The 13727-nt window shown below is 40.1% G+C and carries 12 protein-coding genes and 1 pseudogene; 7 read left to right on the plus strand and 6 right to left on the minus strand.

Annotated elements, in window-relative coordinates:
- Nucleotides 1–43 precede the first annotated feature (43 nt).
- Together gloA and FTU38_RS10470 are read right to left on the minus strand one after the other, a co-directional pair.
- The gene (gene gloA, locus FTU38_RS10465) at nt 44–445 is read right to left on the minus strand and encodes a lactoylglutathione lyase (RefSeq protein WP_078190168.1); all 402 of its coding nucleotides are present in this window, start codon (nt 443–445) and stop codon (nt 44–46) included.
- 197 nt (nt 446–642) lie between these two features.
- On the minus strand, nt 643–2787 hold the full coding sequence (locus FTU38_RS10470; protein ID WP_180004881.1) for an MFS transporter: 2145 nt from the start codon (nt 2785–2787) through the stop codon (nt 643–645).
- A 205-nt stretch (nt 2788–2992) separates the two neighbouring features.
- On the opposite strand from FTU38_RS10470, the gene FTU38_RS10475 reads away from it, so the two are divergent.
- The gene (locus tag FTU38_RS10475; protein WP_373683992.1) at nt 2993–5641 is read left to right on the plus strand and encodes a Lon protease family protein; all 2649 of its coding nucleotides are present in this window, start codon (nt 2993–2995) and stop codon (nt 5639–5641) included.
- A 182-nt stretch (nt 5642–5823) separates the two neighbouring features.
- Here FTU38_RS10475 and grxD read toward each other — a convergent pair whose 3' ends face one another.
- Nucleotides 5824–6165, minus strand: coding sequence for a Grx4 family monothiol glutaredoxin (gene grxD, locus FTU38_RS10480; protein WP_067762767.1), 342 nt, complete (start codon nt 6163–6165; stop codon nt 5824–5826).
- Nucleotides 6166–6363: 198 nt separating this feature from the next.
- Between grxD and FTU38_RS10485 the strand changes: the two genes are divergently transcribed.
- On the plus strand, nt 6364–7575 hold the full coding sequence (locus FTU38_RS10485; protein ID WP_180004879.1) for an aspartate aminotransferase family protein: 1212 nt from the start codon (nt 6364–6366) through the stop codon (nt 7573–7575).
- A gap of 67 nt (nt 7576–7642) precedes the next feature.
- Here the strand turns inward: FTU38_RS10485 and FTU38_RS10490 are convergent, their stop codons facing one another.
- The 3 genes from FTU38_RS10490 to surE form a co-directional block, all read right to left on the minus strand.
- The gene (locus FTU38_RS10490) at nt 7643–8572 is read right to left on the minus strand and encodes a LysR family transcriptional regulator (RefSeq protein WP_180004878.1); all 930 of its coding nucleotides are present in this window, start codon (nt 8570–8572) and stop codon (nt 7643–7645) included.
- Between the two features lie 92 nt (nt 8573–8664).
- Entirely contained in the window at nt 8665–9495 is an 831-nt protein-coding gene (locus FTU38_RS10495; RefSeq protein WP_180004908.1) for a peptidoglycan DD-metalloendopeptidase family protein, read from the minus strand.
- Nucleotides 9496–9609: 114 nt separating this feature from the next.
- Nucleotides 9610–10383: a 5'/3'-nucleotidase SurE gene (surE, locus tag FTU38_RS10500; RefSeq protein WP_078190173.1), complete on the minus strand. Its 774-nt coding sequence runs from the start codon at nt 10381–10383 to the stop codon at nt 9610–9612.
- A 116-nt stretch (nt 10384–10499) separates the two neighbouring features.
- Here surE and FTU38_RS10505 point away from each other — a divergent pair, with 116 nt between their 5' ends.
- The 5 genes and pseudogenes from FTU38_RS10505 to FTU38_RS16965 form a co-directional block, all read left to right on the plus strand.
- Nucleotides 10500–10874 carry an MCR_0457 family protein gene (locus tag FTU38_RS10505; RefSeq protein WP_168377836.1) on the plus strand — a complete coding sequence of 125 codons (375 nt, stop codon included), beginning with the start codon at nt 10500–10502 and terminating at the stop codon, nt 10872–10874.
- 227 nt (nt 10875–11101) lie between these two features.
- Nucleotides 11102–11488 (plus strand): MCR_0457 family protein, encoded by a 387-nt coding sequence (locus tag FTU38_RS10510; protein ID WP_180004877.1) that lies wholly within the window; start codon nt 11102–11104, stop codon nt 11486–11488.
- Nucleotides 11489–11606: 118 nt separating this feature from the next.
- Complete coding sequence (gene dacC / locus FTU38_RS10515) at nt 11607–12755, plus strand: D-alanyl-D-alanine carboxypeptidase PBP5/6 (protein WP_078191838.1); 1149 nt, start codon at nt 11607–11609, stop codon at nt 12753–12755.
- A gap of 103 nt (nt 12756–12858) precedes the next feature.
- The gene (locus tag FTU38_RS10520) at nt 12859–13392 is read left to right on the plus strand and encodes a gamma carbonic anhydrase family protein (RefSeq protein ID WP_180004876.1); all 534 of its coding nucleotides are present in this window, start codon (nt 12859–12861) and stop codon (nt 13390–13392) included.
- A gap of 269 nt (nt 13393–13661) precedes the next feature.
- Nucleotides 13662–13727 (plus strand): annotated as a pseudogene (locus FTU38_RS16965) (helix-turn-helix domain-containing protein); the annotation flags it as partial.

A 13727-nucleotide genomic window follows, 5' to 3' on the forward strand; every position in this document is an offset into this window, starting at 1 on the left:
GAATATTCAGCATTACATATGACTTTAAATGAATAATTGCAGATTAATTATTTCGTGCATTTGAGTCTTGTTGGATCAACTCAATTTTATAGCCATCTGGATCTTCAACAAAGGCAATGACGGTCACACCACCTTTCATTGGCCCTGCTTCGCGTACCACGTTTCCGCCACGTGCTTTAATTTCTTCACAAGCCTTGTAGGCATCATCTACTGCAATAGCGATATGGCCATACGCATTTCCCAACTCATAACTATCTGTATCCCAGTTATGCGTTAATTCGAGTACAGTATGATTTTCTTCATCACCATAGCCCACAAATGCCAAAGTAAAACGACCTTCTTCATAATCACGCTTACGAAGCAAAGTCATACCGAGTACTTCAGTATAGAACGCCAATGAACGCTCTAAATTGCCTACACGTAACATGGTATGCAGCATGCGCATAATCGAGTTTCCTAAATCTATCATTATGTCTGAATACTATAGGGATTTAACAAGCAAAGTTCAATTTAAGTCTAGAACGCATATACCTGCTTATTTCAAATATCCTTGTCCAAAACCGCAGATATGCTTAGGCTATTTATAAGCTTAGAATAAAAAAGCCCGTCCAGATTGAATGGGCTTTTTTAATTTAAATTGAATTATGAATTGGATTTTTGTTCATGTTCTTTCAATAGTTTGGCGACCCAAACCACTAAAATTAAAATCGGAATACCAATTAGAGTTGTCATCAAGAAAAATTTCGGATAACCGATATTGGTCACAATCGTACCAGAATAACCGCCTAAAATTTTAGGGGTTAAGGTCATTAATGAACTGAAGATAGCATATTGAACAGCTGTGAAAGAAACACTGGTTAAACTCGATAAAAATGCGATAAACGCCGCGCCTGCAAGTCCTGACGCCAAATTATCAACAATAATCGCGAAATATAACCACAGCGAACTATAAGGCTTAATGACCTTTCCTTTGATGTCCACATTCTGTTCAGCACTTGCCAAATTAATCGGTTGAATATCAACACCAAGTACACCCGCCATATTGGCTGATGTATTCACTTGATATGTTAAATCGACACTCTTTTTCACTACATCATTTTCTAGCAGTTGAGCCGTTAATGTTTTTTGCTTTGCTGTTTCGAGCGCTTGCCCTGGAATTGCAGCACTAAATACACCAGTTTTATCAAGCTTTGCGTCGAATGGTTTAGCATCCAGAATAATTTGAATTTTTTGATTTTCTTTTAACTCGCCTGCCAAGTATTGTCCACGGACCACGATACTATTTGCAGTCTCTTGAGCTGAAATCGTGTTATCTGAAGTCACTGGCAGCAACATCATTGCTGAGTTTGAAAAAGAATTATTCAGATACGGCAAACTCACCTGTACTGGATGTTGATTCTTAGACTGATAATCCGCACTGACCTGAATATTTTGATCAGCCGCCAAGACTGCTTTTGGAATTTGAACTGCCCAAGCTCCCGTGTCATCCGGCGTCGCTGTATATTGCTGCCCTGCTACATTTACAGTGACATCGCTTAATGGCTGACCTGATTTGACCAGACCGATAAAAATCAAGTTTGTTGAACTTGCTAAAATCGCACCAACAAACATCAATTTCATAATGTTCATGCGCTGCGCTAGCAAACCGCCAAGGAAGCCACCAACCAAGCTAAATATCACACCATAGACTTTTACAGCTTCGGCAATCTGCTCTTTGGTAAAGTTTAAATCTTGATAAAACACATTAGAAATGACGCCGGCGATAATATCGGAAATACGGTAAAAACCAATAAGTAACAACAACACTAAAGCCAGTTTTAGACCATAACGCTTAAAGAAATCTGCAACTGGATTAACCCAAGTTTCAAATGCCATCTGCTTATTTACAGCACCCGATTTCACTAAAACAGAACCGACACCAAAAGCAACCACAGCTGAACCAATAAAGCGTACAGCCTCTAAACAGAACAAGGCGAATGAGTCTGAAATTTGCCACTGCTCTTTCAAGCTTTCAACCGCTACACCTGAATAGATATAACTCAAGACAAAGGCAACCACCGCAGCAAAGAATACAGCGACTAAACGATAATAGTCGGTCCGTTTATAATGCTTTTGTACACGGTCAACTTGCGGCTCACGTATCGATAAAGTTGTGATAATACCGATAACCATCACAGCAGCCATTGCAAGGTAAGTATATTTCCAAGCTTCATAAATATAGTTACCTTTGGCCGTGCCTAAATATGCCGCCAAAAATAACGCCCCTGCACCTGCCACGATCATGCCGATACGATAACCTGCATTATAAGTCGAAGCTAAAACGGTCTGCATTTCAGTTTCTGCCAACTCAATACGATAAGCATCAATCACAATGTCTTGCGTTGCGGCAGAAAAACCTAGCAATACAGCGCCAGCGGCCATTTGGTAAATATAGCTTTGTCCTAAAGCAGGATCTGAAAATGCCATGATACAAATTGCACAGATAATGAGAACCTGAGCGATCAACAACCATGCACGGCGCCGTCCGAGTTGTTTAGTTAAAAATGGCACAGGCAACTCATCAATTAATGGCGCCCAAACAAACTTAAATGAGTAGCCAAGCGCTGCCCAACTAAAAAAAGTCACTGCACTTTTATCAATTCCTGCTTCACCTAACCAAAGCGATAAACTGGAAAAGATCAGTAAAATTGGGATACCGGCCGAAAAGCCAAGAAAAAGCATAATCAGCGCACGTCGGTCTAAAAATGCAGTAAAAGCAGATTTCCATCCTGAAGCTTGTGTTGTCATGACTCAGTTATTTTTGTCAAAATCGAATGTTGCTATTCAAGCGCTTAATGACAACGGTTTCAACAACATTTATGAAATCATTGTTTTATTTTATCGATATTTCGCATGCTGTTGCTTGATCTTTGGCATTAAACCTGTATACCTTAATTACATATCTCTATTCTTTAGTTTTTTGGATTCAACAGTGACCCAGCGACTTGAACAAATTCACTCTTCTTTATCAACCACCATTAATGAAACCAACACAAAAAACTTAGCAGAAACAGTAACGACACTAAAGAGCGCTTTTGATCAACCCGAAATACAGAATACTTTAACTAAAACCCAGTTGCAGCCGCTTCAGCTGACGCATACACCTGAACTCAAAAAAATACCAACGTCTACCAAGCGGATCAAACCACTTAATGACTTTTTAGGACAAGATCGTGCCCGAGCTTCGGTTGAAGCTGGCATTGCATTACCCTATTCAGGCTATAACATTTTTGCTGTAGGTACCGCAGGCTTAGGTAAGCGCACCATGATTAAGCGCTTATTACAACAACACGCTAAAAATATGCCAACGCCTTCAGACTGGGTGTATGTCAATAATTTCAAGTTTCCGCGTGAACCGATTGCGCTGAAACTTCCTTCTGGTCAAGCGACAAAATTCCAAACGTTATTACATCAAAGTTGGCAAACTATATTAAAACAGCTTGAACGTCGCTTCACCGCAGAAACCTATCACAATCGCATTGAAATGATTCGCCAACATGCTGGTGATGAACAACATCTTGCTTTAGTTGAATTAACCCGAGAAGGTGAAGAGCTCGATCTTAAACTGATTTCTCAGGATGATGATCATTGTTTCGTTCCCGTGCATTTGGTCGATAACAAATACCAAGAAATGTCCAAAGAAGACATCAATGCACTAAGCAGTAAACAACGAGCTGAAATTGCGTCAAACGTCCGTTATATGGATAAAAAACTTGAACGCCTTGGTCTACATCTTGGTGATCTTGAAGATGACGCACGCGATAAAGTTCAGGTTTTAAACCGTGAAATTGCTAAACAAGTCGTCATGCCGCGTATTGATGTAATTCAAAATAAATTCAGCATGGTTGAAGGCTTGGAAGATTATCTGAAGCAATATGCAGATGACATCATTCAAAATGTTGAGTTTGTGCTTGAGCAAGAAGAAGATGACTTTACACCTGGCCTATTTAACCGCGTGCCATCTCGCTACCAAGCTAACATTATCGCCACACACAAACCAAATGCTGGTGCGCCAGTTATTTTTGAAGATTTCCCAACCCATTACAATTTGCTAGGTCATGTCGAACAACTGACCCAAAATGGCACCATCACCACAGACTTTACGTTAATCCGTCCTGGTGCATTGCATAAGGCCAATGGTGGATTCCTCATCTTGGAAGCTGAACAACTTTTAGAACAGCCTTATGCATGGCAAGGTCTAAAACGTGCATTAAAATCAGGACATTTAAAGCTGTCTTCACTTGAACACATGCTCACGCTAACAGGCAGTATTTCGATTGAGCCAGAAGCCATTGATTTAAATATCAAAGTGATCCTGCTTGCTGAACCTGATATTTATTACGATATTTTAGAACTCGAACCTGAACTTGGCAGTGTCTTTAAAATTCGTGCCGATTTTACCGATACATTACAACGTAATGACATTAATGAGCAGGCATATATGCAGCTAATTGCTGATTATGTGCAAACAGACAAACTTCTGCCGTTTGACCGTACAGCACTTGCTGCACTGTTAACTGATTCAAGTCGTCAAGCTGAAGATCAAAGCTCTTTGTCATTACATGCCCTCACCTTAGGTGATTTGATTCGTGAAGCACATCATCATGCAGCACTTGCTGGCGATAAAATGGTGACAGAAACACATATCAACACCGCTCTTGATCATCGTAAATACCGTCTAGGCTACTTACGTGAATTATATTGGCAAGATCTCACTCGCGGTACACAGTTAATCGAAACCAAAGGTCATCGATTCGGGCAGATTAACGCCCTCTCTGTGATTCAATATGCTGATGTTGAATTTGGTTTACCGTCACGTTTAACGGCTTCGGTTTATCAAGGTGGCGGCGATATTTTAGATATCGAGCGTAGTGTAGAACTCGGTGGTTCTTTACATGCCAAAGGCGTCCTATTGATGTCGAGTTTCTTAAAGGCACACTTTGGTCGTGAACAAATTTTACATTTCTCTGCTGCCCTCGCCTTTGAGCAAAGCTATGGTCAAGTGGATGGCGACAGCGCAACTGTTGCAGAGCTTTCAGCTCTTATTTCCGCTATTAGCCAATTACCGATCGATCAATCTTGGGCAATCACTGGCTCCATGAACCAATTGGGTCAAGTTCAACCGATTGGGGGTGTAAATGCCAAGATTGAAGGCTTCTATGATGCATGTAAATTACAAGGGTTAACAGGCAAGCAAGGTGTGATTATTCCACGCCAAAATATGCAGCACTTAATGTTACGCAAAGATGTGATTGAAGCTGTGCAACAAGGTCAATTCCATATTCACGCCATAGATACCATTGACCAAGCATTAGAAATTTTGATGGCGCGTCCAGTAGGCACTCTTGATAAAAAAGGTCGTTATAGCAAAGGCTCAATCTACGCTGCTGTCATGGAGCAACTTGAGTACTGGCAAGCGATTGAAGACGGTGCTGAGTTTGAGGAAGAAGAGCCAAAGAAAAAGAAAAAAAAGAAGAAGTCAAAAAAGAATAAAGATAAAAAGGCAAAGAAGTCTGAAGCTCAAGACAGCACTGCTAAAAATGGGACTGCTGAAAACGAGCAACGTGTTGAAGAAAGTCCGACTGAAGACAATCCGTCATAAATCTTCGATGAGTTTATTCATTTGTTGATTTTTCCACCACCCTTTGTGCTTTAAATGCGTATGGGGATGGTGGAAAAACGCATAAACCACGACTTTTTTGATAAATAAGTCATAAAAAAAGCGCCTTAAAGGCGCTATTTTTATCTGTATCCAATGATCAAAATCATCAAATACACATCCAATTAAGCTTCAGGAGCTGGGCTATATTGTTCAACTAAAGGTTGTAATTCACCTTTTTGGAACATATCAAGCATAATGTCGCTACCACCGATCAACTCACCATTGATCCATAATTGTGGGAAAGTCGGCCAGTTTGCAATTTGTGGAAGAGTTGCGCGAATATCTTGATTTTCAAGAATATTTACATAAGCAAACGGACGACCAATTTGACTGAGCGCTTCTACTGCACGCGCAGAGAAACCACACTGTGGAAACTGTGGGGTGCCTTTCATGTAAAGTAGAACTGCGTGTTTAGCAATTTGGTCACGAATTAACGCTTCTGTATCGCGTGCTTGTTCAGTCATTGATATATCCTCAATAAATCTGCTTCGCATTATACCCAAAACTGAGTAAAACAATATGACTAAAGCAATATTTCACGTTTTATTTACATTTCAGCTTTTCAAGTGGGTCATATTTTGCTTATATAGACCTCTTGATGCTCATATATATATGGCGTCTCCTCTATATTATTTCAATCACCTGACAAATTAGAGTTAGTCATGAATAACATTACCCTTGCCCCAGTACAAACTGATCAACCATCGCACTTGATGCCAGTCTTTGGCCGCCAACCGATCAGCTTTGTCCGAGGTCAAGGTGCTCACCTGTATACTGCAGATGGCACAGAATACTTAGACGCACTGACAGGGATCGCTGTTTGTGGTTTAGGTCACTCACATCCTGCAATTACAGCAGCAATTGCTGAACAGGCAGCGACCCTCATTCACACCAGTAACTTATTTGAAGTGCCTTGGCAAACGGCTGCTGCGCAAAAATTAGCAGAAGTTGCGGGTATGGAAGAAGTTTTCTTCTCAAATAGTGGTGCAGAATCAAATGAAGGTGCAATCAAAATTGCACGTAAATTTGGTCATATGCAAGGTGTCGCAACACCAAAAATTATCGTTGCTGATCATTCTTTCCATGGTCGTACCATGGCAACCTTATCTGCAACAGGTAACAAAAAAGTTCAAGAAGGCTTTGGCCCATTGGTTGAAGGTTTTATCCGTGTACCTTTCGGTGATATCGAAGCGATTGAGGAAGCGGCGATTCACCACCCTGACATCGTAGCGATTTTGGTTGAGCCGATCCAAGGTGAAGGTGGTGTAAATACTGCACCTCAGGGTTTTAGCTACCTAGAAGAAATTCGTCAAATCTGTAATCAGCACAACTGGTTAATGATGCTTGATGAAGTGCAAACAGGTAATGGTCGTACAGGTAAATACTTTGCGTATCAACACACTAATATTGTTCCTGATGTGCTAACTACAGCTAAAGGTCTGGGTAATGGCTTCCCTATCGGCGCAGTCATGACTCAAGGTCGTGGTGTTGGCGTTTTAACAGCGGGTAACCACGGTTCAACTTATAGCGGTACAGCATTAGGTTCACGTGTGGTTTATACCGTGATTGATACCATTCAAAAAGAAAACCTTGTTGAAAATGCTGCAAATATGGGGGCGTATCTTGTTGAGCAATTCACAGAGCAACTTTCAGAGCAAAACGTGACTGTTCGTGGTTTTGGTTTGATGGTCGGTATTGAATTACCAAAAGCATGTGGCGAACTTGTGAATATTGCTCGTGATGAGCATCACTTGATTATTAACGTAACAGCAGGCTCAGTGATTCGTTTATTGCCTACGCTGAATATCAATAAAGAACAAGCGGATATCTTGATTGAACGCATTGTTAAAATGGTGAAAAACTTTCTAGCGTAATTTGTGCCGAAAGTAAAAAAGCCGCTGATTGCGGCTTTTTTTATATCTTTTTAAACCTTTTTTGTTTTTATGAGGCTTCTTGGTATACACGTCCGCCTGGTAATTGACTGAAATACAATTTTAATGCATCTAGGCAACGATGAATTTTAGTAGGCTGTTGATCACGTTTAGACATCACCGCATATAGAGTAAATGATGGTAAGCGCCATTCTGGTAAAACTTCAACAAGAGAACCGTTTAATAAGTCTTTTTGCGTATCTAGATATAATATTCTTGCAATGCCATGTCCTTGTTGGCACATTGCTTTTGCAGCAAATACATTATTTGTTGTAAATCGGGAATGCACATCCAATGCAACCTGCTCTTTCGTCACTGCATTTTCAAATGCAAAATGCTGAAAGTTTTTAACCAAATTTATTTGAACCATATCATGATTTTGTAAATCTTCTGGTCGTGTAATTAAACTGGTTTGGTTGATATAGCTTGGTGCAGCAACGAGAACTTGTTCAACATGTGCCAATGGCACCACATGAAACTGTTGATCATCAATTTTTGAACTCATTCGTAGCGCAATATCAATGCGTCCATCAATTAAGTCGATATATTGATTATCTGCTTCTAGATGAACGGATAAACCACGATGTGCCGACATCCAATGTGACAATGCAGGAATCACATGATTCGCACAAATTTCTGGTGTTGATGCAATACGTAATTCACCGACTAAGTCGTCACGAAGTTCATTGATACGAATTTTGCCGCGCTCTGCGGCAGATAGCATCTCTTGGCAACTATGAAAAAAAGCTTGTCCAGCTTCTGTCAAACTTAACTTACGTGTTGAACGATGTAAAAGAATGACTTCCATATCCTGCTCTAGTGAGCGGATTTGCTGACTCACGGCACTCGTGGTAATACCTAACTCACGAGCAGCACCGCTAAACGAATTTTTTTCCACAACGCAAGCAAAGACACCCATTGCTCGAAGTTGATCTAACATAAATTTCCCTCATAAACTTATGAGAAGCTTCATCTTTCGATAAAAGCAACTCATTGTATTATACGGGGATATTTTGCTTTTGCATTATATATTTAATTATTTGGTAAAACTGAAGTTGGATTGATTGGTTTACCATCTAAACGCACTTGGAACTCAAGCATCGTGCGGTTGGTACCCGATGAACCCATCTCACCAATTTGCTGCCCTGCTTTCACAGTATCGCCACTTTTGACATTCATTTTACTGTTATGTGCATATGCAGTGATATAGCCATTAATATGCTTCACCAAAATTAAATTGCCGTACTCTTTAAGACCATCGGCGGCATAGACCACTTGACCATCAGCTGCTGCAAAAATAGGATCACCTGTATTACCTGCGTAACGTGTTCCTTTCACATTCGATGCTAAGTTATAGCCTTGTAATACCGTAGGACGCGATACTGGACTCACCCAACGTAAACTTGAAGAACTGACCACAGGCGTTGGAACTGTAGTTCGCGTCACTGTCGATGGTGTGGTTGAAGCTTGAGTCACGGGCGCTGTTTGCGTTGGCATTGCAATCGTTTGGCGTTGAATTGGTGCCGCTTGAGTCATGGCTTGTGTAGACGTCGTACGACGAGAGCCACTATTTTTAAGGCGAATGGATTGTCCAACATAGATGCGATAAGGCTGCGCAATATCGTTCATTTCTGCAATGCTGACATAGCTCAAACCATAGCGAGCGGCAATGCCACTTAAAGTATCTCCCGAACGAACTGTATAATAATCCGGAGCAGTCGCATAACGGGTCGCATTATTAATTTGTGGTTTTGACGCACAGCCAGTCATGACCAAAGTCGTAACAACCGCAGCAGATAAAACAAGGGTCTTAAATAATGCTGCAGGAGCGGCAATAACGCGATATTGTGACACCAGGGACATCATCTTCCTCACTAATAATTCAAATATAGTCATTATGAATGGGCTAAGATTAGCAAAAATCCACTCTAAAAAAGTTGCGGCATAACCATTTTCACAAAGTTATAACATTAATACTTAAGATTTAGATAACTCTGAGTGCAAGTTATTCAAAATCTCATAGTTTGTAGCATCCATTTGTATAGGCGTTACACTGACATAACCATTTGCAACTGCAAAGAAGTCTGATTCGATATGCGTTAAGCCTTTTTTAGGCTCTGCCACAGCCTCACCTGCCAAGCCAATCCAATAGACTTGACGACCACGCGGGTCTACATGACTGGTAATCGGTTTGGACTGTAAACGTCGCCCTTGATAGGTCACTTTAGTGCCTTGAAGTTCAGCGACATCTGGAATATTGATATTAAAAATATGTCGTGCAGGTAGCGCAGGTAAGCCATTGGCAATAAAGTCATGCACCCATTGTGCAGCTACGGCATAATCTTCAGGGTTGTTATAACTACGCACATTCGGCCCAGCCAAAGACACGGCTAGCGCAGGTTGTTTCATTAGACGACCTTCAAATGCGGCACCGACCGTCCCTGAATACAGCACATCATCACCCAGATTTGCGCCGCTATTGATCCCACTCACCACCAAATCAAATTCAAAATCGAACAGACCATTCATTGATAAATACACACAGTCCGCAGGTGTGCCATTTACCGCCCACATATTTGGTGCAATTTCGACAGGTCGTAATGGTCGATCTAAAGTCAGTGCACTTGAAAAACCACTGCGTTCACTTTCAGGTGCAACAATCACCACACGACCGAGAGGACGCAATGCATGTGCTAAAGCTTGGATACCGGGAGCAAAAACGCCATCATCATTGGCAATTAATATATTCACAACTAAATTTCCATTACTAAAAAATTAAAAATGACTCGCAAGAACATTTTATTGAAATATATGAATAATTATATATATTTACATTTCAACATCCAGCATAAATGTGTGTGTACAAAATGAATAAAACCGTAGCACTTCGTGGTTTATTGGGCTTTGCTCTAGCAGCTTGCATGACTCAAACTGTGGTCGCAGACAATGACTTCACTCAAGAAGAAGCCAATACCATCGTAAAAGAAGACATTGCATCTGCACAAGTCATGTTAGAAGTATGCCCTGCGATTATTGGTCAAAATGCAAAATTTGATGCCAACATTCAAGCACTCACTAAAACATATCTTGCTGATTATTCTGATAAATCAATGACTTTAGAAAAACTACAGTCTGACAGCGAATATAAATCAGTTCTTGAAGAAGCACGTCAAGCTGCTAAAGAAACTGATAAAGCTGAACAAAAATCAGTTTGTGATGACGTTTTAAATTATGAAGGTTAATTGATCATTCAGATTTGGACGCCCTCTCAATAGGTTAGTCCTAATTGCATCAAACCTGCCAAAAAAGGATGACGCTTTATAGCCTCATCCTTTTTTCTTTCACAATGTATTGATTTCTAAACAGCTTCAATACAATTTTCTACTGATCTCTACCCAAAATATGATTAAGCTTGGCTAATAAATTTTAGCTATTTGATATCTTTTAGGTTATTTAACAGGTTATTTAAATGAAAAACTCTTTTGTAAAATCTCTTTGTGCCCTTAGCCTTTCTGCTTTTGCTTTCACTACCATGTCTGCACATGCCGCAGATGAAAAAATTGAAGTTACCCCTACACCTCAAGTGACCACTCAAGAACTTGCAGCTATCTATGTACTATCTGAAGTCTGCCCAAAACTGGTGAATGACAAAGATCAACCAAAGTTTGAAGCGGGTTATGCAAAATTAGCCAAAGAATATATGCCGAATGAAAAGAACCCAGTAAATGCTTTACAGCAACTCAGCAAACAAAAAAGTTTTAAAGACGCTTTAAAAGAAGCGCAGTCTGATGCGAAGAAAGCTGGCGATAAGAAAAATGGTGCGATTTGCAAAGAATTGACTGCTTACAGCAAATAATACCAATTGGTTACAATACTTTTAAAATAAGCGCTTGCACCCCATAGCAGTCCGCCTAGCTTTGTCCTAAAATGCTAGGCTCTTTGTGCTTATACCTAAGTTATTGGAACCACCCAGAATGACCCGAAAAACCGCCCTTGCCGCATTACTACTTGCACCTAGTTTTTCATTCGCGGCAACTGTCCTTTCTGCACCACCTGAATTAAATAATAAATCTTATGTGCTGATGGACTATGAGACAGGGCAAATCCTTGCTTCTAAAAATGAAAACGAAAAATTAGCTCCTGCTTCAATGACAAAAATGATGACCAGTTACATCATTGAACAAAAGTTGTTAAGCGGTGAACTAACTGAAAATGAAAAAGTACGTATGAATGAGTCGGCTTGGTGTCGCGGCAGCAGCACTGAGTCATGTATGTACGTTCCGCTCAACGGTACTGCAACTGCATTAGAAATGTTACGTGGCATTATCATTCAGTCGGGTAACGACGCTTCTAAAGCTATGGCAGAACATATTGCTGGCAATGAAGGCACCTTTGCCCACATGATGAACCAAGAAGCGAAACGTATTGGCATGGTGAATACTCAATTCATCAATGCGACAGGTATGCCGGCTGAAGGACATTTCTCGACTGCCAAAGATATGGCTACTCTTGCGCAACATATCATTCATGACAGTTCAAAATACTATCCGATCTACTCTGAAAAAGAATTTACGTTCAATGGCATTAAGCAAGGCAACCGTAATGCCCTGCTTTATACTGACCCAAGTGTAGATGGTTTAAAAACTGGCCATACTGAAGAAGCGGGCTACTGCTTAACGACTTCAGCTAAACGTGGTCCTTTACGTTTAATTTCAGTGATCTTTGGTGCGCCAAGCATGAACGAGCGTGCATCTCAAACACGTGAAATTTTAGCTTGGGGTTATGCAAACTTTGAAACTGTAAAAGTTCAACCTGCTAAACAAGTGCTTGCAAAAGCAAAAGTTTGGTACGGTAAAGACAATGAAGTTCAAGTAGGTCTAGCTGAAAACTTTAACGTGACGATGCCTAAAGGCGAAGCGAACGCTATTAAAACTCAATTGGTTGTTCAACCAAAATTAACTGCTCCTTTAAAACAAGGTCAAGTGGTTGGTAAATACGTTGCAACGCTCAATGGTAAAGTCATTGCTGAAAAACCACTTGTTGCTCTACAAAATGTAGAAGAAGCTGGTTTCTTTGCAAAAATGATTGATCACATCAAGCAATTCTTTAGCAACTTATTCTAAGTTTGATGAAAACTCGATATTAAGACTAAAGTGAAAGCATCTAGATTTCGGTCTAGGTGCTTTTTTATTTTATACTGCCTAAAAACCTGTAGATGACTTTCCTATGAGCCAAAACATTCGCCCTTATTTAGACACTGCCCCACGTATTGATGACTCTTGCTATATCGATGAAATGTCAGTGGTGATTGGCGATGTTGTATTGGCTGAAAATGTCTCTGTTTGGCCATTTGCTGTGATTCGTGGTGATGTAAACCATATTCGTATTGGTAAAAACTCTAATGTGCAAGATCACTCAATGTTGCATGTGAGTCATAAAAAAGCCGATAAGCCTGAGGGTTCTCCACTGATTATTGGTGAAGATGTCACAATTGGTCATCATGTAAAATTGCATGGCTGTACTATTGGTAATCGTGTTTTAGTCGGTATAGGTACGATTATTTTAGATGATGTAATTGTTGAAGATGATGTGATGATTGGTGCTGGTTCACTTGTCCCACCTAATAAAGTTCTAGAAAGTGGTTATTTATATGTTGGTAGTCCCGTTAAGAAAGTTCGACCTTTAACAGATAAAGAAAAAGCGTTCTTGCCTTATTCAGCGCAGAATTATGTGAAGGTGTCGGGGAATTACCTATTTTAATTTTTAATTTCACAAATTTAGGTAAAAAAAAATTTAAGCAGGATTTATGTCACATACAACTTTAAACATCAATTACGATGATTTTGAAAAACTATTAGTAAACAATAGCTCGCTAGACCAAATTCAAGCCTACTTAAACCGTTTCAACCCCATTGAAGTTATGAGAATGTCTAACCAAGAAATTAGACATTCTAATATCTTAGCATGGTTAAGTTGACAAAAATAACTAATCATGCGAAAAGGTTTTTTTAGTTAACAGATGTTCACACATGCCTCGGATTGTTTCTGTACCACTTAGTTTAGAACAGCGAGAACGACTCATTTTTCTGGCCAAA

It is taken from the genome of Acinetobacter sp. YH12098 (assembly GCF_013419235.1).
GTDB lineage: Bacteria > Pseudomonadota > Gammaproteobacteria > Pseudomonadales > Moraxellaceae > Acinetobacter > Acinetobacter amyesii.

Excerpts from the sequence above, each read along its gene's own strand:
- gloA (WP_078190168.1), bottom strand. The coding sequence starts at position 445 with ATGCGCATGCTGCATACCATGTTACGTGTAGGCAATTTAGAGCGTTCA.
- FTU38_RS10470 (WP_180004881.1), bottom strand. The coding sequence starts at position 2,787 with ATGACAACACAAGCTTCAGGATGGAAATCTGCTTTTACTGCATTTTTA.
- grxD (WP_067762767.1), bottom strand. The coding sequence starts at position 6,165 with ATGACTGAACAAGCACGCGATACAGAAGCGTTAATTCGTGACCAAATT.
- FTU38_RS10485 (WP_180004879.1), top strand. The coding sequence starts at position 6,364 with ATGAATAACATTACCCTTGCCCCAGTACAAACTGATCAACCATCGCAC.
- FTU38_RS10490 (WP_180004878.1), bottom strand. The coding sequence starts at position 8,572 with ATGTTAGATCAACTTCGAGCAATGGGTGTCTTTGCTTGCGTTGTGGAA.
- FTU38_RS10495 (WP_180004908.1), bottom strand. The coding sequence starts at position 9,495 with ATGTCCCTGGTGTCACAATATCGCGTTATTGCCGCTCCTGCAGCATTA.
- FTU38_RS10505 (WP_168377836.1), top strand. The coding sequence starts at position 10,500 with ATGAATAAAACCGTAGCACTTCGTGGTTTATTGGGCTTTGCTCTAGCA.
- FTU38_RS10510 (WP_180004877.1), top strand. The coding sequence starts at position 11,102 with ATGAAAAACTCTTTTGTAAAATCTCTTTGTGCCCTTAGCCTTTCTGCT.
- dacC (WP_078191838.1), top strand. The coding sequence starts at position 11,607 with ATGACCCGAAAAACCGCCCTTGCCGCATTACTACTTGCACCTAGTTTT.
- FTU38_RS10520 (WP_180004876.1), top strand. The coding sequence starts at position 12,859 with ATGAGCCAAAACATTCGCCCTTATTTAGACACTGCCCCACGTATTGAT.